The following is a 20,557-nucleotide window of genomic DNA, read 5'->3' on the forward strand; positions in this document are numbered from 1 at the left end:
ATTATCGCAAATAGGACTGGACAGGCACGAGCCAATCTGAGATAATAGCCTTGGAAAAATAGCGAGGTGAAATCTCAGATGGACGTGCCTTTTTGGATTGGCGACCGAGAGTTTACCAGGGCAGATATCAACTTAATACGTATTACAGCCCAACTTTGACACCGCCCCTTAAAAATCAAGGGGTCCATAGGGACAATTGTCACTACAACCCCTTTCTGGGGCTCTTAGTGGCTACCTGAAGGTTAAAATTTTAGGTGGAAGTGGAAGGCCCAAAATTTTTAACAATTCACTCTGGCTTTGTCCGGGCTGGGTGATACTATAAATCCGCTTATCAAGAAACTGCTGGTCAACAGCCTTTATCTCTTCTAATAATTCCAGGATACGGCGGCCGCTTTTATGGGCAACCTTCCAGCGGCGTAACTCTCTTTCTTGACTTTCAGGATCAGGGATTTGTTTCGCCTTAAAAATCTCATCTTCAATATATCGGCGATGTATCACCTCCAGCCATTTTTCAAAGAGATAAGCCAGCACACATATAAAGATGTGTCCCTTAACCCGACTTTCGTTGTAGTGGTAGATAGGCCTCAAGCGAATGAAGTCCTTGATATGGCGAAAGGCGGTTTCTACCTGGAGCAGGTTTTTATAGGCGGCAATTACCTCCTCAGCTGGCAGGTCAGCATTAGTCTGGATTAAAAATTTGCCGTCCCGCAAAGCCTCTTTAGCCAGAGCCGGCTCATTAATTTCAAAGTTGAAAGACTTGCCGTCATAAGTAATATCAAAAATTGGAGCAAGGCCCTTCTTGTTAAGGATAGCAGCTGCTTTAAGCATGACTCCTTTTGTGGTAGGCTTGCGCCCCCGCCGCGGGGTTTCCCGGGCCAGCCTGTCTTTCAGCTCTTGCAATTTTATCCTGGCTTCTTCTATCGCTTTGACCCGAAATTCATAATCCTCTTGGGCTTTGAGAGGATTGTGGCAAAGGATATAGCGAACCGGAGGCTCGAAGTTTTCCTTTTCTTCCTCTTCTCCCTCTACCAAGTTTTCTTTAGGGGGAGCCTGTACCTGCTCTGGTGGTACTTCCACATAAAAGAGGGGGTTATCGCCGTCTATTAGCTGGTATTCTTCGAGGTTTTGGTACCTGGCCAGTAGTTCATCGCTCACTTCCCGGCCGCGTTTATGAAAGCCCAGGATATAACGGAAGTTAGCCTCCTTGAGTTCTTCTAAATTATGACTGGTCAGCATACCCCGGTCGCCCACGAAAATACAGCTCTTGATGGCAAACTTTTGCTTAAGTTGTTCGATGGCGCCAGCCACGGTTACTTTATCAGGTATATTACCTTCAAATACCTGGTGGGCAATAGGCATGCCTTCCGGAGTCACCAGGAGGCCAATATTAATTTGCCGGCAGTCCGGCCGGTGGTCGCGGGAATAACCGAACCTGGCCAGGGGGCAATGGGTACCTTCAAAGTAGCTGCTGGTCAAGTCGTAAAACACCAGGTTAAGCTGATAACTCAAGAGATCCGTAAGCCGGTTGTACAAGTGGCGTTCCAGATAATCCTTCATTTCTTCCAGGACGTCAAGAGTACGGTAAAAATGATGCAACTCAGGCTGTTTCTCTTCCAGTTCCGGCAGGTAAATTTGCCTTAACCATTGGGATACTCCAAGCTTGCTTTTAGGAGCGATGAGGCGGTTTAAAATCATAATCTTGGTGCATAAGGCCACATCCATCTCTACTTGACGATTTTGGAGATAGTTTTTAAAGAAGGCGTCCAGGTCCAGTCGCTCCCAGAAAAAATTCACCACATAGGGGATACCATAATGCTTGGTGCCGAAGGTCTGGAGGTCCTTAACAGTGCCCAGCTCATCTTCCTTAAGGAATTCCCGCAGTTTATTAATAAGCCGCTGTATCTCTTCCTGGGAATACTGGTCGATGTTGCCTAAATGCCCAACCTGGCGCTGTTTTACCTTGCCTTTTTCCCGGTAGGATTCTACCAGGACCAGATAATGGTAGGTATGGCCGCCGCGCCTGGTAGTGATAATACGGGGGAACAAAGGGGCATCACCTCGGTTATCGTCATTACTATTATACCAAGAGATGCCCGGCGTGAAAATACTCTAAGGCAGATTTGTTTTCACTACGTTTTGCCGACTTCGGTAGAGAAAGATCGTTGATATTACTAGTCTTGGTGGTCTTTAAGCCCTTGAAATAGAAGTTTTAGTGTCAAAGTTGGGTTACAGTAAAGGAATTTTCCCATTTAAGCCGTGAAGAGATCACGGCGACCATATGTGAGAATTTGCCCTGGAAGTCCCCAAACGGACGATTAAAGATGGAAGCCTGTAGGAAGCTGCTGCTGGAATTAGAACAAAAAGGGGTCATTATCTTACCACCGCTGCAAAAGAATAAGGTGCGCCAGGTCGGCGGGGAGCGAATGGGGAGTGTGATACAAACACGGTTTGAGGCCAAACTGCAAGAAGTAGCGCCAGTTACCATAGATCCGGTCACCCCTTTTGAGAGGGAGGACTGGAACGCCACCATGGCGGCATACCATCCTTTAGGGTATTCTAGAGCCATTGGGGCGCAACAGCGGTATTGGATTAGGGTAAAAGGAGCCAGAGGTCGGGAGATAGTAGGAGCGATGTTGTTTGGAGCTGCAGCCAAGGCACTGGACGCGCGGGATAAATGGATTGGCTGGACAGCTGAAGAACGCCGGCGCTATCGCCCCCGTATAGTCAACAACAACCGCTTTCTGATCCTGCCGGAGGTACACATCCCCCATCTAGCCAGCCACGCCCTTTCCCTGGCAGCGCGGCGCATTCGAGCGGACTGGCGAGAACGCTATGGTTATGAACCGGTTCTATTAGAAACCTTTGTCGAACCCGGGTACCAGGGCACCTGCTACCGGGCGGCCAACTGGATTAAAATCGGTACGACTGCAGGGCGGGGCCGTCAGGACACCTTTAAGCAATATGCCGTCACGGTTAAAACAATCTGGGTCTACCCCCTGGTACGGGACTGGCGCCGGCGGCTGGTGGAACCCTTCCCGGAGCCTGTTGAAGAAACCCTGGACGAGGGAGGGGAATAAGCATGGCCTTACGGCATCCCGGGTCCATCCACCCGTCTACCCTGCCCACTTGTAAAAGCGTCTATGCCACCAGCCAAGAAGAGAAAGCCGACCGGCAAGGGACTTTAGCAGCACAGCTACCGGTATGGCGGGCGTATCTACCGGTATTGCTCGAGAAATTCGCGCGCATACCCGACCCCCGCCGTCCCCGGAGTATTAAGCATAAACTGACTGTCCTGTTGACCTTTGGGCTATTTCTCTTCGTCTTCGCCTATAACTCCAGGAGGGAAGCCAACCGGGAACTGACCCGGCCCGCCTTTTGGGAGCTATTGCGGGAGGTCTTCCCGGAGATTGACACTATCCCCCATATGGATACTGTCAATCGCCTGCTGGCAAAGATCGAACCGGACCAGTTAGAAGAAGTGCTCATACAAATCATCAAACGAATCTTACGCAACCGCCGGCTGCAGGCCTTACTGGTAGAAAAACATTATATCATAGCTATCGATGGGACCCAGAAGTTGGTGCGCAGTTTACCTTTTGCTAAAGAAGCTCTCCACCGGCAACATGGGGAAGAGGTATCATATATTGCCTATACGGTAGAAGCAGTTCTTGTCGGTCCCCAGGGGATAACTATCCCCCTGCTCACCGAGTTCTGCGAGAACCCTATCGGGGAAAAAGAGGCCTTCACCAAGCAGGATTGCGAACTAAAAGCCGGCAAACGGCTGCTGACACGCCTGCGCAAAGCCTTTCCCAAGCTACGTATCATGATAGTAGCTGATGGCCTGTACGCCAATGGCCCCATGATGGCCCTGTGCCGCCAATTACATCTGGACTTTATGTTTATCCTGCCCCAGGACCGCCTGAAAAGTATCTGGGAAGAGGCGGAAGGCCTTAGAAAACTGGAAAAGGACCAGAAACTCAATTATCATTGGGGGAACCGGGAGCAAAACTTCTGGTGGGTGAGCGATATCGACTATGAGTTCCAGGAGGCTTCCGGAACCTGCCGGCGGCTTAAAATCCATGTCGCGGGATGCAAAGAAAGCTGGGAAGAGAAAGGCGAAAAGAAGGAAGCCCACTGGGCCTGGGTATCCTCGCGGCCCTTCACCAAAAAGAATATCCTCGCCCGCTGCAATCATGCAGCCCGCCACCGCTGGAACATTGAAGAAAATATCCTGGTAGAAAAACATCAAGGCTACCAGTATGAACATGCTTTCTCTCTGAACTGGACGGCAATGAAAAACTGGCATTTGCTTATGCACCTGGGGCATCTGTTGAATATCCTGACCTTACATGCGGAAGCCCTGGTGGAGAAAGTTCGACAATTGGGTTTCAGAGGAACCATCAAGTTCCTCCGGGAGACCTGGAGCAACCGCTGGATTAATCGCGACCAATTATTGGCTCTTTGCACCAAGCCTCCCAGAATACGTTTGGCCTTTTGAAGCTTTAATTTCTGCTTAAGCGACAACTTAATTCTTTACCTTCAAGTAGCTTATAGCCGCTTACATAAAGATGGCTTGCTTTGCTGTACTCAATTTTACCCCTCTTTTTTCCTGTTCGGAGCTTTTTTATCGTTTATAGAGGGTACCTACCTCCCCTTTTTGAGTTCTCACTGCTCGTTCGCCTGATTTTGGTCCCTGAACTTCGTCTTTATATATTTTCATGCGTCAGCACTGAGTGGCAAAAACTGTTTTTGACTTGAAGCGGTTTTTGCGGTATAATATCTTTTGCGCGCGGGTGTAGCTCAATGGTAGAGCCCCAGCCTTCCAAGCTGGTTACGTGGGTTCGATTCCCATCACCCGCTCCAGGAATCAAGCGCCTGTAGCTCAGCTGGATAGAGCAGCGGCCTTCTAAGCCGCGGGCCGCAGGTTCGAACCCTGCCAGGCGCGCCAGCAAAGATAGGAAGATATGGTGGGTGTAGCTCAGTTGGCCAGAGCACCAGGTTGTGGCCCTGGGGGTCGTGGGTTCGAGTCCCATCTCCCACCCCATTTTTTTATCCCCTGCTGGGGCGTAGCCAAGCGGTAAGGCAACGGACTTTGGATCCGTCATTTCGTTGGTTCGAATCCAGCCGCCCCAGCCAGTATCTATGAGCCATTAGCTCAGCAGGTAGAGCACCTGACTTTTAATCAGGGTGTCCGGGGTTCGACTCCCCGATGGCTCACCAGGCGGGCGTGGCGGAATGGCAGACGCGCCAGACTTAGGATCTGGTGGGTTTCACCCGTGGAGGTTCAAGTCCTCTCGCCCGCACCACATCTAAATTTAACCATATTTTCCGGGTTGGAAGCCCGGATTTTTCTTTAAGTTCGCTATACTTCCAAGGAGCCTCCCATGGCGACGAGCCCGCCAACAGCTAAGGCTTGAAAATGCCTGGCTGGCATTTGTCGGAAGCGAGCGAGCTTCTACCGAGTGGCTAAGCGGCCCAAGCGAAGCCGAGGGATGATAAGCGGGGCCGAGGACAGCGAGGCCTTCGGCCGGCCTCTGAGGCAAGGACGCCGAATAGGCGGGAACCCCGCCTTAAGCCCAATGGCTGAGCTGTAGGCCGCTCCACAATGCCAGCCTGAAATAGAGTTTTTTTGGAGGACTGATTACCATGGAAATAGGTTCTACCATCAGGCGTTTCCGCGAAGAAAAGGGTTATACCCTGGACGACCTGGCGGGCAGGGCGGGGATTTCCCCTTCATATTTAAGTGAAATCGAAAGAGGCCATAAGCGCCCTTCCCTTAAAACCCTGGATAAAATCTGTTCTGCCCTCAACATTCCCAGGGAAACCCTTATACCTGCCGAAAACAGTATTCACCTGGGGGATAAAATCCGCATGGTGCGGCAGGAAAAAGGTCTTTCCCTCAAGGAATTGAGTGATAAAACAGGTATCTCCTTTACCTACCTGAGCGAAATCGAAAGGGGTGTCCTGCACCCTGCCGCCGATACTTTGAGTAAGATTGCGTCCGCCCTGGAAGTCCCCCTATCCCTGCTGGTAAGCCATACAGAAAACTGGATCGGGAAAAAACTCAAAGAGGTCCGTGAGTCCCTGGGCCTTACCCAGAGCGCCCTGGCCGCTGAGGCCGGCCTCTCGCCGGCAATGATCGGGCAGATTGAAGCAGGAAAAGTGCAGCCCTCCCTTAATACTATAGAAAAAATAGCCAGAGCCCTGGGTATTTCTCCCTGTTACTTATTAATAGCGCGGGACCAGCTGGAAGAAATGCTGGCTTCCATGGGCCCGGATTTAAGGGAACTGCTGCTGAACAGGGACGTGCAGGCAGTACTCAGGCAGATCTGTTATTTAAATGAAAAACAGCTGCGCTTTCTCTTAAAGTTTATCGAGGTCTTTAAGCAGGCCCAATTAGAATAAATTTTTTTGCCCCTATCTTCGCCGTTAATATTTTTTGCGAATAAATTTTAAAGCATGGGAGGAAATATTCCTTTCCTGGCGAATATTATTTACTGGAGGTGGTTGTGATGGGATGGTAAAGGGTTAATTTGCAAAAATAACAACTAGTTCAAGACCGGGTATACACAAATATAGAAAGGAGAGTCATCATGGAACAACCCAAATTATCCGTAATCCTTCTCTCGGGAGAGCTAGAAAAGCTGCAGGCAGGCTGCCTGGTAAGCTCAGTCGCTTCCATGTCGGGAATGGAAGTTAACGTTTTCGTGACCATGGAGGCATTAAAAGCTTTTCGTAAAGATGTAATCAATGCCAGGGAGTTTAAAACCGCCAGTGAGGTAGGCCGGGAAATGCTTAATAAAAACGTCGACCTGTTCTACCAGCTACTGGAAAACGCGAAAGACATGGGCAACCTGAAGCTATACGGTTGCGCCATGGCCATGGATTTGATGGAGTGGAAGAAGGAAGACCTCATAGATATTTTTGATGACGTAATCGGTGTTACGGCATTCCTGGGTAAAGCAGCCGGCAGCCAGGTCATTGTAATGTAAGTTAGATTCTTTGGAGGGATAACATGTCCGAAGTGAATATCACCAAAACTATTGATGCCCGGGGCTCTTATTGTCCCGGACCATTGATGGAACTGGTAAAAGCGATTAAGCGCGGTCAAGTAGGGGACGTCTATGAATTGTTGTCCAGCGATAACGGTTCGGCCAAAGATGTGCCGGAATGGGTCAACAAAATGGGGCACGAGCTTGTATACTGCCGGGAAGAAGGGGACTTCTGGCGCATTGCTGTCAAGAAAACAAAATAATTGCCGGCCAGTAAGTTATAACCGGAGGGGGCGCAGGTAAACTGCATTTTACCCCCTGCGCCCGCCCTGCCGGGTTTTTACTAAAGCTTACTGCATTTTTCAAGGGAGTGTCATACGGTGACCAGGCGTATTATCATTGTCGGCGGTGGCGTGGCCGGTACCATGGTGGCCAACCGGCTGGCAAAATCGCTGGAAAACGAAGTTTACAGCGGTGAGCTGGAAGTAGTATTGATCGGTAATACCGGCAAGCATATTTACCAGCCGGGCTTCCTGTTCATGGCCTTCAATGAAGGTTTCCTGGAGCAGTTTGCCAGGGAAGAGAAATACCTGCTGCATCCCAAAGTAAATTTCGTTATGGACGCAGCTCGCCATATTGACGTTGACAGGAAAAGGGTTATTACCGGCAAGCAGTCCTTTGACTACGACTTCCTGGTAATAGCCACGGGGTCATACCCCGATATGGAATCGGTTCCGGGCCTGGCGGCAGGCGGCCACACTTTCTATACACCGGAAGGCGCGGAGAGATTACGTCATGAAATACTGAACTTCCAGGGCGGCACCCTGCTGGTAACCATCGACGTGCCCCATAAGTGCCCGGTGGCCCCCCTGGAGTTCATTTTCATGGCTGACGATTACTACCGGGAAACCGGTATCCGCAACAAAGTAAAGCTAAAGTACACTTACCCCATCGGCCGCGTTCATTCTTTGGAACCAGTTGCTAAATGGGCCGTAAAGGAATTCGAAAAACGCGGTATTGAATATGAAGTCTTTTTCAACCTGGAGAAGGTTGATCCGGAAAAAAAGATTGCTTACAACATGGACGGTTCCGAGCACCCCTACGATTTGCTGATTGCTATCCCGGCCCACCGGGGAGCTAGAGTCATTCAAGATTCCGGGCTGGGCGATGAAGACGGCTTTATCCCCACCGACCGTTACAGTTTAAAGATGGAAGGTCAGGATTGTGTCTATGTGATCGGCGATGCCACCGACTTGCCTGTCAGCAAAGCGGGTTCAACCGCCCACTACGAAGCCGACGTGGTGGTAAAAAATTTAATCAGTGAATTAAAGGGGCTGCCGGCTACCCATCGTTATAACGGCAAGGCCTTTTGCTTCATAGAAACCGGGTTAAACGAGGCCACGTATATCACCTTTAACTACAAGCAACCGCCGCAGCCGGTACCGCCCTCAGAGATGTTGCACTGGTTCAAGCTCTCTTATAACGAAATGTACTGGTTATCTGCCCGGGGAATTTTATAAGGGGGGAGTGAGGAAGGATGGCCCAACCTGCCAGGAAAATCGTGGGAACTACCAGTACGGAGCCGGAACTACCCGGGCGCGCGCGGGAAATTTTGGACCTTGTCAGTGCCGGTATGGATTCCCTGGAGCCGCCCGTTATCCAGAATATGGTTGCCAATTTAGTCCGGCTCGGTGAAATGGCCGATGAATTTAACCGCCCGGAAATGCTGGAACTCTTCCGGGAAGTCGCCAGGGCCGGTAGCAACCTCCGCGGCTTAATCGCTGAAATTAGAGAGCTACAGGAGACGGGAACGATGACTACCTTGCTGGAGCTTGGGAGAATGGTCCAGGCTATGAAGGATTCGTTAACAGCCGGGGTAGTCACCGGGGTTCTACAACAGATAGTTGATGCCGTGGCCATGATGGACCAGATACAGATGCTCCAGGGAGACAGGCTCGTGATGGGTATGATCGTAGCTATGCAAGAGGCCGTTAAAGAAAATAAGGATAAATCCCCGCAAGGAGTATTGAGCTTGCTGCGGCAATTGAACGATCCGGAGGCCAGGAAAGGCCTGGGTATCTTTACTTCTTTCTTGCAAAAACTACCGGCGCAATTGGGTTTTACCAATTAGCATTAGCAACAGGCTGCCAGCCAGGCAGCTTTTTTATTTTGCCTGCCAAGGCTGCCCGGGTTAATAGCAATTTTTTGCTAGAAAAAGTAAATCAACAGCAGGAATTTTAGTGATGAGAGCGCATAGTTAAATATAGACTGACATTGGCTCCTTATTATGCTGATAACTACTTTATCACGTATCAACTGGTGCAAACTTTTTGCAAAAAAGTTTAGCTCAAGACAGCAATTTAAGTAAATTAGTCTAAGGAGTAAAGGGGATAAGTCTATGGAAATTCAAATGCCCTACGGACCCGGTTTTTTATCCATTGAAGTCCCAGCTCAAAATATCATTGGTTTCCTGGAACCGCCGCCATCATTGCCATCATTACCTGACGTTGACGTGGTAATCAAAAATGCTTTAGCCTGCCCCGTGGGTGCCAGGCCCCTCGGGCAACTGGTCCACCCGGGGATGAAAGTGAGTATTGCCATTTCCGACGCCTCCCGGCCCAATATCGAAAAATGGATTTTACCAGTAGTATTTGCAGAGTTGAGTAAAGCTGGCATTAAAGACGAGGATATTACGGTTATTGTCGGCACGGGTTCCCACCGCCCGGCCACTCCCGGAGAGATTGCCAGTATGGTAGGGAGTAAGGTTGACAGCATTAAGGTGATTAATCATTTTTCCGATACCAGTCCATTGGTCGACCTGGGCCGGACCCCGGGCGGTTACCCGGCCTTAGTAAATCGCTATTTTTATGAAGCTGATCTCAAGATCGCCCTGGGCACGATTTTACCCCATCCCATTGCCGGCTACAGCGGCGGCGGCAAGGCCATAGCCGTGGGGCTTTCCTCAAGTGAAACTATCAGCAGCATCCATACCCCGGCTACCCTGGACGACCCGCACACCGGCCTGGGCAAGGTAGAAGGTAACCCCTTTATCCAGTTCGGCTATGACGTCGCCCGGCTGGCGGGCCTGGACCTGTTAATCAACGCCGTAGTTAATGAAAAAGAAGAGATTATTGATGTTATCTGCGGCGAGGTGGAAGCGGCCCACCAGACCCTGATTGAGCGTACGGCGCGCAAGATTTATGAAGCCCGCTTTGCCACACCGGCAGACATCGTAATCGTTGCTGCCGGCCATCCCAAAGATAATAACCTGTACCATGTTGCCGCCGAGGCCCTGGGGGTAGTAGCCGGCAACGGGGTTCAGTACCCCTGCGTTAAAAAGGGCGGGACGATAATCGTCGTCTCTCCCATGGCCGAAGGGATTTATAATGAAACAATGTTTAAGTACTTGAGCAAGGCGGCACCGGCAGAGGTGGTGCGGGAACTAAAGACGGCGAAAATAGACCGCCCGGGAATGCACCGCGCCTACGCTACGGCCCAGATCCTCTGCGACCATGAAATTATCTTTGCTGAAACGCAGTTAGACCCGGAGATAACCCGCCAGGTCCACATCAAGCCCATGGCCACCGTGGCCGCGGCTCTGGAATATGCCCTGGCCAAACATGGAGCGGGGGCAAGCATCCTGGTAGTTAAAAATTCCCACCGGCTGGTTCCCATATTAGCAGCTTCAAGTTTAATTAAAATTTAAAGAGGGCTTAATACAATTATAACGCCGGGGTGCTATTATAAACTCGAGCAAAGCCCTCTGACCTCCTTTTAATATATACCCTATCACACCCGGATTGCACCGGGTTATTTTTTTGGCCCCAAAAAATTGGCATATTTTGCAGGAAAAAAGGCCCGAGTTCGACAGTTGCTAGGCAAAAATGACTGCTTTTCAGATGAAGAACCCTTATAAATCAACGTTTCCCGATCTTGGGAGAGCTCAAAAATCAAAAATCACATAGGCACACGATTTCGGGATTAAAACTTGATGGTAATGTAGTACATGCGCTATAATATAGACATGTACATAAGAACTATTTCCCGCAAAAACAAGGACGGCTCTGTTGTCCGTTATATCCAGCTTGCCCACAACGTCTGGGACCCCAAGGCCGGCTACCCGAAAGCCAAAGTACTCTTCAACTTCGGCCGCGAAGAGGATGTAGACCGGGAAGCCCTGGTCCGCCTGGTAAAGAGTATTACGCGTTTTTTGGGACCGGAAGAGGCTTTACGCACCCAGGCAGAGTTAAACGGCAGCGCTCCCCTAACTTTTGTCTCCAGCCGGCCTATAGGTGGCGCCTGGGTGTTAAACGAGCTCTGGAACCAGCTGGGTATCAACCGCGTTTTAGCCGGGCTGCTGGCCAAACGTAAGTTCCAGGCGCCGGTAGAACGAGCCATCTTCGCTATGGTAGCCAACCGGGCTTTGAACCCGGCCAGTAAACTTAAGACCGAGGATTGGGTCAGCCACGATGTTTTCATTCCCGGCCTCCCGGACGTGCCGGTGCAAAACCTTTACCGAGCCATGGACTTCTTACTGGAGGCTGCTGAAGAACTGCAAAAGGATATCTTCTTCTCCGTGGCCCACCTCTTCAACCTGGAAGTCGATCTCCTGTACTTCGATACCACCTCCACCTACTTTGAAGTGGAAGAGGAGGATAATCCGGAGGACCATAAGCAGCACCTTCGGCGTAAAGGCAACTCCAAGGACCACCGGCCGGATTTACCCCAGGTGGTAATCGGCCTGGCTGTCACCAGGGAGGGCCTGCCGGTACGCTGCTGGGTCTGGCCGGGTAACACCGCCGACATGGCGGTAATCGAGCAAGTCAAAAAGGACCTGGTGGGCTGGCAACTGGGCCGGGTCATTACTGTTGTCGACCGCGGTTTTGCTTCGGAAGACAACCTTCGTTACCTCCAGCGCGCCGGCGGCCACTACATTGCCGGCGAAAAGATGCGCAGCGGCAAGGATACGGTGGCAGAGGCCCTTGCCCGGCCGGGCCGTTACAAAACTGTCAAGGATAACCTTGAAGTTAAAGAAGTTATCGTCGGCGACGGCGAAAAAAGGGTACGATATATCCTGGTACGTAACCCTAAAGAAGCAGAAAAAGACAGACTGGAGCGGGAGAAAATCCTGGCCCGCCTCAAGGAAGAATTAGCGGCCATTGGGGACCTCAAAGGCGAACCCCATACTAAAGCCTGCTGCCAGCTCATTGCCCATCCCACTTATGGCCGCTATCTCAAGACCGACAAGAAGGGACAACCCTATATCGATGCGGCCAGGGTGAAAGCTGAAGAGAAGCTGGACGGCAAATACCTTTTAAGAACCTCGGACGATACCATAAGTGCTGAAGACGTGGCCCTCGGCTACAAGCAACTGCTTGAGGTAGAGGATGCCTTCCGCACCATGAAGCAGTCCTTAGAGCTGCGGCCGGTCTATCATCGCCTGAGCGACCGCATCCATGCTCACGTCCTCCTGTGCTGGCTGGGACTGCTCCTAATCCGGGTAGCTGAAACGAAAGTGCAGGATAGCTGGCGGAACATCCGCCAGACCCTGGAACGCATGCACCTGGGCGAATTTGTTGGTCCTGAGGGCAGGGTACTCCAAAGGACGGAAACAACCCCGCCACAGCAGCATATCTTCAAGACCCTTGGGATAAAGGAACCGCCGCAAATAATCGCGGTCGAAACAAAGGCCAGAAAGGGTCCCTAGTAACACGCGCCCAAAAAGCCGATCCCTGAAACCCTTGCGCAACAAGCTGTTGCGCTTATTATTCACCTAGCAACTGTCGAACTCGGGAAAGGCATAGATGTCGAATAGCGTAAAAGGTTACCGCTAAAGGCAAACCCCGCCGAAAGGGGGGGGCGCAAAGCCATGGGTCTAAGGCCTGAAGGCTAAGATCGCCAGGCTGCCGGTATTTTTTGCTGCCATATGTTCCAGCGTCAAGACGGGGGCGGCCTTTGGCGTGAAAGGCTGTCCTTTATTTTTTTGGGAGTTTTCTATTGACGGCGCTACGCGCACGTGAATGCCAGGAAGGGGTATAGGGTTTAATGAATAAAACCAGAGGTTTATTGTCTGATGACCTGCCGGGATAAACTCGTTAACCAGGAAGTACTGGAAGCCCTCCTGGACGATTACCTGCGCCACAAGACTTTGCCAGCAACCTATAAAAACTATCTCTTGAGGCTAATCGAAGGCCAGGTTAACATCCTGGTTCACAATCTTTTACAAAAGATTGAAGACGAGCGCAGAGGCCTGATTACCGCGGTTGATGGGGAGATTTTTCAACCTGACCGGTGAGTTAAATTGTCACAGTCCGGTGACATCCGGCCGGCGTTAGTGTAAAATTACAGTAGGCAGGAGGAAAAAGGAGCAAAAAAGAGAAAAGAGACCTCACAAGAAGAAAAACACCGTAAAAGGAGTGAGGTCTCTTTATGGTAAACGGTAATACCAGTACCGCTACCATCTTTAGTTTATTAGATGGTATCGAGAATTTCAACACTCTAGAAGAAGTTATCCTGCAAATAGCCAGGCGATTATTGGTAGCCGTACTGGAAGCCCTGGATGATGCCCTTATGCCAGCAAAACCCAAGAGATATAGGATAGCTGGCTTCCGCTACCGCACAATCACCTGCCTGTACGGGGATATAACCTTTAAGCGCCGACTATATGTCAAAGCGACGCGCAAAAAGAAAAGAGGCGAGGGAAGGTTTCTGTTAGACGAAGCCCTGAACTTACGCCAAGGAAAGCGCCTGACAGGAAGACTGCTCAAATTAGCCGTATCGCTGGCAACCCGGTTACCCTTCAGGCAGGCAGCGGAAATAATGGCCGAAGCAGGGATGGGCCAATTAAGCCATATGACCATCCATAGCGAAGTAAAACGAAATGGACTGGAACAAAAAGGACTGCAAGAAGCCCTGCGCAACAAGCTATTCGTGAGCGGGGAAGAGCCCCAAGGCAAAAAGAAAAAAGTACCGGCACTATTTATCGAAGCCGATGGCATAATGATTCCCCTGCAAAGGAGCAAGCAAGAGCGGATAGAAGTAAAAGTAGGAATAGTATACGAAGGGTGGATAGAAAAAGGGAATGCCCGGCATCTCAAGAACCCGCGGGTAGTAATGGGCATCTATGAAGATGGAGAACAATTTTGGGAAGCCCTCACCACGGAAATAGCCAGGTACTACGAGATAGACGAAAAAACAATATATGTGGTCAATGGCGACGGAGCCAGCTGGATCCAGAAGACAGCCAAAGAACAGTTACCAGGAGCCATTGTACAATTGGACCGCTACCACCTCCACCGGGATATAAGGCAGGCTTATGGGAACGAAACAGCGCGAGGATTAATGGAGATTTTAGCCAAAGGTCAAGAGCAGGTCTTTTTGGACACCATGGAAGCACTCATAGAAGAAGCACCGAACCGCAAAAACAAGCAACAACGCCAAAAAGTATATGACTACTGTCAAAGATATCGCGATAACCTGTTAGATTACCGCTTGCGGTTACCACGACAACTGGAAGGGCTAAAGTTATACGGGATGGGCGTAGCCGAAACAACAGTAGACAAAAAAATAGCCATTCGCATGAAAAAGAGGGGAATGAGCTGGAGCGAAGCAGGAGCAACGGCCATGGTAGCATTACTTATGCTCAAAGCCAATGGAGAATTAGCCGCATGGCTAGAAAAGAAGATGCCACAAGTAGAAAAGAATCCCGTTAAAGTAATAAAAGAAAAGAAGATAGTTAAAGAAGACGTAGAAGCATGGTTAAGGAAGAGAGTACCAGCCCTTGTTGGCCCTGAGGCGGGAACAGATTGGGTTAAATATACCTTGAGGCAACTAACAAGAATTAGTGGAGCTATATTCTAACCCCTTTTCCGGCTTAATTAGAGCAGGCAGTAATTCGCGAAGCCTGTCAAGGTCGCCGTAGGCGGCCGCAGGCTTTAACCTTGACAGGCGCAGAGAATTACTGCACAATACTCCGGAGCCGGAAAAGGTGTTGGATATATATGGGATTTTTATGTGAGGTCTCTTTTTGCCTACTACATCTTGACACGTACGCCGGCCGGCAGAAAACTTGACAGAAGCGGGGCTATCTGCTAAGATATCGCTACGGAAAGCGTGGTAGTGCCTGAATAACGGGCGGAAGTAGCTCAGCGGTAGAGCATCGCCTTGCCAAGGCGAGGGTTGCGGGTTCAAATCCCGTCTTCCGCTCCATATTTTTGGCCCGGGCAACCTCGGATGGGGTATTTACCTGTCCGAGGTGTTATTCTCCTGGCTTATTTTTTAATAAGGGCGGCAGGAAAAGGCAGGCAAAGCGGCGAAATAAAAGCCTGATAGTATTTTAAGCTAAATGGATGGTCATAATGAATGGCGTCCAGTAGTCGGGAGCAGGGAGGAGCAAGTAAGTAATGAAGGCAACCGTCGAGAAGTTAGATAAGCACCAGGTACTTCTGGAAGTTGAAGTGGAAGCCCCCCGGGTGCAGAAAGCCCTGGATCAAGCTTACCGCCGCCTGGTCAAGCAGGTAAATATCCCGGGTTTCAGGAAAGGCAGGGCGCCGCGTTTCATCCTGGAACGGTATATCGGCAAGGAGCCCATCTATAATGAGGCGGCGGAAATAGTTATTCCACCGGCCTATGAAGAAGCGGTGGCCGAACACAAGCTGGAACCCATCGATCGACCGGAAGTGGAAATAGTCAAGGTGGAGGAAGGCGAGCCTCTAATCTTCAAGGCCAGAGTAGAAGTCAAGCCGGAAGTCCACCTGGGCACCTACAAGGACCTCGAAGTGGAACGGCCGGAAGTAAGAGTTACCGAAGAGGATATCGACGCCTACCTGAAAAACTTGCAGGAACGCAATGCAACCATTAAAGTCATCGAAGACGAACCGGCAGCAGCGGGGGATATTGTCAGCATTGATTTTAAAGGCACGGTAGATGGTGAGCCTTTTCCGGGTTTAGAAGGCAATAATTACCCGCTGGAACTGGGCTCGGGCACCTTTGTACCCGGCTTTGAAGAGCAGCTGGTGGGTGCCAGGGTGAATGAGGAGCGCACCGTTAAAGTTACCTTCCCTGCCGACTACTATCAGAAAGGCCTGGCGGGCAAAGAGGCTATTTTCCAGGTAACCCTCCGGGGCATTAAACGGAAAGAGCTGGCCCCCCTGGACGATGAATTCGCTAAAGATGTCAGCGAGTGTGAAACCCTGGCCGAGTTGCGCCAGGATATCCACCGACGGCTGGAAGAAAAGCGGCGGCAGGAGATCGAAGCTGCCGTAAGGCGGGCCGTAGTGGCCAAGGCCGTGGCGGCAGCCACGGTGGATTTACCGGAAGTCATGGTTAAACGGCGGATCGAAACCCGCATCAGGGAACTGGAACGCAACCTGCAACTAAGGAAGATAACCCTGGAAGAATTCTTGAATGCTACGGGAAAGAATATGGATGAGCTGGAGCAGGACTTCCGGCCGGAGGCGGAAAAGGACGTTAAGACCGAGCTGGTGCTGGAAGCTATCGCCAGGGTGGAAAATATCGAGGCTACCGAAGAAGAACTCCGGGATGAAATTGAAAAGATGGCCAGGCTTACCCGCCAGGATCCGGCCGAATTGCGACAGAATCTTGACTACCTGTCTGTGTTAAAATACGATATAATGATTAAAAAGACCATAGACTTTCTGGTAGAACACAGTGTGGCCGTACCACCCCGGGAAGGCGGGGACGGGGAGACAGGAGAAAGCAGGGAGACAGGAGAAACTGCTGCAACTGAAGGCTAGGGAAAGTAGACTATCAAGGTGAAGAGGTTGTGGAAGGAATTTTTACCACGGAGGTGGGGTAAGGAATGTCAATCCTGGTACCAATAGTAGTAGAGCAGACCAACAGGGGTGAGCGGGCCTACGACATTTATTCCCGCTTATTGAAAGACCGGATTATCTTCCTGGGAAGCGCCATTGACGATCATGTAGCCAACCTGGTGATTGCCCAGATGCTATTCCTGGAGGCAGAAGATCCCGATAAAGATATCCACCTGTATATCAACAGCCCGGGTGGTTCCATCCCGGCCGGGATGGCTATCTTTGATACCATGCAGTATATCCGGCCCGATGTTTCCACCATTTGCGTCGGCCTGGCAGCCAGCATGGGCGCTTTTCTCCTGGCTGCCGGCGCTAAAGGCAAGCGCTTTGCCCTGCCCCACAGTGAAATCATGATTCACCAGCCCATGGGTGGTACCCAGGGGCAGGCCGTGGATATCGAGATCCATGCCAGGCGGATCCTGGCCATCCGGGATACATTAAACCGTATTTTAAGCGATATTACCGGCAAACCGGTGGAACAGATTGCTAAGGACACCGACCGCGATCATTTCATGACCGCCCAGGAAGCGAAAGAGTACGGTTTAATCGATGAGGTGATCACCAAGCGCGAGTTGCCCGGTAAATAGGGACAGCGAGGTGAACTAACATCATGTATAAATACACCGACGATAAGGGCCAGCTGAAGTGCTCCTTCTGTGGTAAACTTCAGGACCAGGTCAAAAAGCTGGTCGCGGGCCCTGGTGTCTATATTTGCGACGAGTGCATTGAGCTATGCAATGAGATAATCGAGGAAGAGTTAAGCGAGGACCTGAACCTGGAAATGGGCGAGTTGCCCAAACCCAAAGAGATCCGGGAAATCCTCGACCAGTACGTCATCGGCCAGGATAAGGCCAAAAAAGCCCTGTCCGTAGCCGTTTACAACCACTACAAGCGCATCAACCTGGGCATGAAGATGGATGACGTCGAACTCCAGAAGAGCAACATCATCATGCTCGGGCCCACCGGTAGCGGTAAAACGCTCCTGGCCCAGACCCTGGCCAGGATCCTGAATGTACCTTTTGCCATTGCCGACGCCACTTCCCTCACGGAAGCCGGCTATGTGGGCGAGGATGTGGAGAACATCCTGTTAAAGCTCATCCAGGCGGCCGACTACGATGTGGAGAAGGCGGAAAAGGGCATCGTCTATATCGATGAAATAGATAAAATCGCCCGCAAGTCGGAAAACCCGTCCATTACCCGGGACGTGTCGGGCGAAGGTGTCCAGCAGGCCCTTCTCAAGATCCTGGAAGGGACCATTGCCAGCGTACCTCCCCAGGGAGGGCGCAAGCACCCCCACCAGGAGTTCATCCAGCTGGATACCACCAATATTCTCTTCATCTGTGGCGGTGCCTTCGACGGCCTGGATAAAATTATCAAAAACCGCATCTCCCAGAAGACCATGGGCTTTGGTGCGGAAATCCGCGGTAAAAAGGATATCCAGGTGGGCGATATCTTAAAGCAGGTCCAGCCGGTCGACCTGTTGAAGTACGGTTTGATCCCCGAGTTTGTCGGCCGCCTGCCGGTTATCGTCACCCTGGATGCCCTGGACGAAGATGCCCTGGTACGGGTGCTGACAGAACCACGCAACGCCCTGGTGAAGCAGTACCAGAAGCTATTTGAGATTGACGGGGTCACCCTGGAATTCAAGGAAGACGCCCTGCGGACCATTGCTAAGGAGGCCCTGAAACGGGAAACCGGTGCCCGGGGCTTAAGGGCGATCCTGGAAGAGATAATGCTGGACGTAATGTATGAAATACCTTCCCGCAGCAACATCAGCAAGTGTATCGTCACAAAAGACGTGGTCCTGCGTAAAGAAGAACCCCTGCTGTTGACGGTAGAAAGGAAGAAGAAAAAAGAAGAAACAGCCTGAAGGCAAGGCGGTGGCGGGCAAGCCACCGCCTTTTTGGATAAAATCTTCCTTTCCGGATAAACTTTAGGTGATAGAGATATCCGGAAAGGAGTAAAGACCAATGTATGAATGGGGTCAGGGCCTGGGAGGATTCTTAAGCTTTATCCAGATATTTTTTGCCGTGATCATCGGCCTTTATTTCTGGAACCTTTTGCGCAACCAGCAGGGCAACCGGGTGGCTGTCGAGAAGGAATCCCGTAAAGAACTGGAGAAACTCCAACGGATGCGGGAAATATCCCTGTCGGAACCCCTGGCGGAAAAGACCCGGCCCACTACTTTTGAGGAGATAATTGGCCAGGAGGAGGGCCTGAAAGCGCTCCGGGCCGCCCTCTGTGGTCCCAACCCCCAGCACGTTATTATCTACGGGCCGCCGGGGGTAGGCAAGACGGCAGCCGCCCGCCTGGTCCTGGAAGAAGCCAAGAAAAACCCCCTCTCCCCCTTTAAAGAGACGGCCCGGTTTGTCGAAGTGGATGGGGCTACCTCGCGTTTTGATGAACGGGGTATTGCCGATCCCCTGATTGGTTCCGTGCATGACCCCATCTACCAGGGCGCCGGTCCCCTGGGCATGGCCGGCATTCCCCAGCCCAAACCCGGGGCCGTCACCCGCGCCCACGGGGGTATCCTGTTTATTGATGAAATTGGCGAACTGCACCCCATCCAGATTAACAAGCTGCTCAAGGTCCTGGAAGACCGGAAAGTGATCCTGGAAAGTGCTTACTACAGTTCGGAAGACAGCAATATCCCCAGCCATATCCATGATATCTTTCGCAACGGCCTGCCGGCTGATTTTCGCCTGGTAGGAGCGACGACCCGCTTGCCCCAGGAAATACCGGCCGCCATCCGCTCGCGCTGCCTGGAAGTTTTTTTCCGCCCCCTGCTGGCGGAAGAGATCGGCACCATCGTCCGCAATGCGGCCAGGAAGATAAACTTAAGCATTGCCCCGGCCGCTGTGGAAGTAATCAAGCAGTATGCCACCAACGGCCGCGAAGCCGTTAACATGGTGCAGCTGGCAGCCGGCCTGGCCATTACGGAAAAGCGCCAGGAGATTACCCGCGAGGATGTGGAATGGGTGGTAACCAGCTGCCAGTATACGCCGCGCCAGGACGGCCGGGTTCCAGTTGAGCCCCAGGTGGGCGTGGTTAACGCCCTGGCCGTCTCCGGTCCCAATATGGGCCTTTTAGTTGAGCTGGAAGCCAGCGTTAATTTTGCCGGCCACCGCCGCGGCCAGGTTACCGTTACGGGCGTCATCGAGGAAGAAGAAAGCGGAAGTAGCGACGGCCGCCGGGTGCGGCGCCGGAGCATGGCCCGCAATGCGGTGGATAATGTCCTGACTGTCTTACGCAGGCTCTTGCAGGTAGATGTGCGGGACTACGATATTCACCTTAATTTTCCCGGGGGAGTACCGGTAGATGGGCCTTCCGCCGGTATCAGCATGTTAACGGCCGTTTATTCCGCCTTTACGGACATCCCGGTTAACAACCTGGTAGCCATGACGGGGGAAGTTTCCATCCGGGGTGCCGTCCGGCCGGTGGGCGGCGTGGTGGCCAAGGTAGAAGCGGCCCGCCTGGCCGGGGCGAAAAAAGTGCTCATTCCTAAAGATAACTGGCAGGAAATATACCGCTCTTTGCCGGATATCCAGGTAGTGCCTGTGCAGGCGGTCAACGAGGTCCTGGAAGAGGCCTTAATGCCGCGGGCCAAGGTTAGCGGCCATGAAAGTTTCAAAACCCGGCCCCAGCTTTTAAGCGCTTCACCTTTGCCCTCCCGCCCGTTAAGCTGCTAAAGCTATTGCCATAAGACGAATAATGCCGTAGAATATACTCGAA

General features: G+C 51.5%; 16 protein-coding genes, 7 tRNA genes and 1 riboswitch. Of the genes, 22 read left to right on the forward strand and 1 reads right to left on the reverse strand.

What is annotated here, in order from left to right; translation table 11 throughout:
- Positions 1–231 precede the first annotated feature (231 nt).
- Positions 232–2,046 carry an IS1634 family transposase gene (locus tag MGLY_RS08860; RefSeq protein WP_156272643.1) on the reverse strand — a complete coding sequence of 605 codons (1,815 nt, stop codon included), beginning with the start codon at positions 2,044–2,046 and terminating at the stop codon, positions 232–234.
- A gap of 275 nt (positions 2,047–2,321) precedes the next feature.
- Here MGLY_RS08860 and MGLY_RS08865 point away from each other — a divergent pair, with 275 nt between their 5' ends.
- The 22 genes from MGLY_RS08865 to lonB all read left to right on the forward strand — a co-directional run bounded on the left by MGLY_RS08865 (position 2,322) and on the right by lonB (position 20,514).
- Positions 2,322–3,077, forward strand: coding sequence for a Druantia anti-phage system protein DruA (locus MGLY_RS08865; protein ID WP_211661845.1), 756 nt, complete (start codon positions 2,322–2,324; stop codon positions 3,075–3,077).
- 2 nt (positions 3,078–3,079) lie between these two features.
- Positions 3,080–4,498, forward strand: coding sequence for a transposase family protein (locus MGLY_RS08870; RefSeq protein ID WP_156273145.1), 1,419 nt, complete (start codon positions 3,080–3,082; stop codon positions 4,496–4,498).
- Positions 4,499–4,789: 291 nt separating this feature from the next.
- Positions 4,790–4,863 (forward strand) — tRNA-Gly (locus MGLY_RS08875).
- An 8-nt stretch (positions 4,864–4,871) separates the two neighbouring features.
- Positions 4,872–4,948: transfer RNA gene (locus tag MGLY_RS08880), tRNA-Arg, on the forward strand.
- 19 nt (positions 4,949–4,967) lie between these two features.
- A tRNA-His gene (locus tag MGLY_RS08885) sits at positions 4,968–5,044 on the forward strand.
- Between the two features lie 16 nt (positions 5,045–5,060).
- Positions 5,061–5,136 (forward strand) — tRNA-Gln (locus MGLY_RS08890).
- 8 nt (positions 5,137–5,144) lie between these two features.
- A tRNA-Lys gene (locus tag MGLY_RS08895) sits at positions 5,145–5,220 on the forward strand.
- 1 nt (position 5,221) lies between these two features.
- A tRNA-Leu gene (locus MGLY_RS08900) sits at positions 5,222–5,306 on the forward strand.
- Positions 5,307–5,646: 340 nt separating this feature from the next.
- On the forward strand, positions 5,647–6,405 hold the full coding sequence (locus MGLY_RS08905) for a helix-turn-helix domain-containing protein (protein ID WP_156273147.1): 759 nt from the start codon (positions 5,647–5,649) through the stop codon (positions 6,403–6,405).
- A gap of 188 nt (positions 6,406–6,593) precedes the next feature.
- Positions 6,594–6,992: a DsrE/DsrF/DrsH-like family protein gene (locus MGLY_RS08910; protein WP_156273149.1), complete on the forward strand. Its 399-nt coding sequence runs from the start codon at positions 6,594–6,596 to the stop codon at positions 6,990–6,992.
- 23 nt (positions 6,993–7,015) lie between these two features.
- The gene (locus MGLY_RS08915) at positions 7,016–7,255 is read left to right on the forward strand and encodes a sulfurtransferase TusA family protein (protein WP_156273151.1); all 240 of its coding nucleotides are present in this window, start codon (positions 7,016–7,018) and stop codon (positions 7,253–7,255) included.
- 117 nt (positions 7,256–7,372) lie between these two features.
- Positions 7,373–8,512, forward strand: coding sequence for an NAD(P)/FAD-dependent oxidoreductase (locus tag MGLY_RS08920; protein WP_156273153.1), 1,140 nt, complete (start codon positions 7,373–7,375; stop codon positions 8,510–8,512).
- A gap of 17 nt (positions 8,513–8,529) precedes the next feature.
- Entirely contained in the window at positions 8,530–9,123 is a 594-nt protein-coding gene (locus MGLY_RS08925) for a helical membrane plugin domain-containing protein (RefSeq protein ID WP_156273155.1), read from the forward strand.
- A gap of 267 nt (positions 9,124–9,390) precedes the next feature.
- A complete protein-coding gene (locus tag MGLY_RS08930) occupies positions 9,391–10,698 on the forward strand; it encodes a nickel-dependent lactate racemase family protein (protein ID WP_156273157.1) in 1,308 nt (435 codons plus the stop codon).
- Between the two features lie 318 nt (positions 10,699–11,016).
- Complete coding sequence (locus MGLY_RS08935; protein ID WP_422880108.1) at positions 11,017–12,699, forward strand: IS1634 family transposase; 1,683 nt, start codon at positions 11,017–11,019, stop codon at positions 12,697–12,699.
- Positions 12,700–12,817: 118 nt separating this feature from the next.
- Positions 12,818–12,903: riboswitch (cyclic di-GMP riboswitch) on the forward strand.
- Between the two features lie 162 nt (positions 12,904–13,065).
- Positions 13,066–13,287 (forward strand): hypothetical protein, encoded by a 222-nt coding sequence (locus MGLY_RS08940; RefSeq protein WP_156273159.1) that lies wholly within the window; start codon positions 13,066–13,068, stop codon positions 13,285–13,287.
- Between the two features lie 134 nt (positions 13,288–13,421).
- Positions 13,422–14,852: an ISLre2 family transposase gene (locus MGLY_RS08945; protein WP_156272057.1), complete on the forward strand. Its 1,431-nt coding sequence runs from the start codon at positions 13,422–13,424 to the stop codon at positions 14,850–14,852.
- Between the two features lie 273 nt (positions 14,853–15,125).
- Positions 15,126–15,200 (forward strand) — tRNA-Gly (locus MGLY_RS08950).
- A gap of 194 nt (positions 15,201–15,394) precedes the next feature.
- Positions 15,395–16,747: a trigger factor gene (gene tig / locus MGLY_RS08955; protein WP_156273161.1), complete on the forward strand. Its 1,353-nt coding sequence runs from the start codon at positions 15,395–15,397 to the stop codon at positions 16,745–16,747.
- A gap of 65 nt (positions 16,748–16,812) precedes the next feature.
- On the forward strand, positions 16,813–17,412 hold the full coding sequence (gene clpP, locus MGLY_RS08960) for an ATP-dependent Clp endopeptidase proteolytic subunit ClpP (RefSeq protein ID WP_156273163.1): 600 nt from the start codon (positions 16,813–16,815) through the stop codon (positions 17,410–17,412).
- Between the two features lie 23 nt (positions 17,413–17,435).
- Positions 17,436–18,695: an ATP-dependent Clp protease ATP-binding subunit ClpX gene (gene clpX / locus MGLY_RS08965; RefSeq protein WP_054936280.1), complete on the forward strand. Its 1,260-nt coding sequence runs from the start codon at positions 17,436–17,438 to the stop codon at positions 18,693–18,695.
- Between the two features lie 100 nt (positions 18,696–18,795).
- A complete protein-coding gene (gene lonB / locus MGLY_RS08970; protein WP_156273165.1) occupies positions 18,796–20,514 on the forward strand; it encodes an ATP-dependent protease LonB in 1,719 nt (572 codons plus the stop codon).
- Positions 20,515–20,557: the final 43 nt, after the last annotated feature.

It is taken from the genome of Moorella glycerini, from assembly GCF_009735625.1.
Taxonomy (GTDB): Bacteria; Bacillota; DSM-521; order Neomoorellales; family Neomoorellaceae; genus Neomoorella; species Neomoorella glycerini.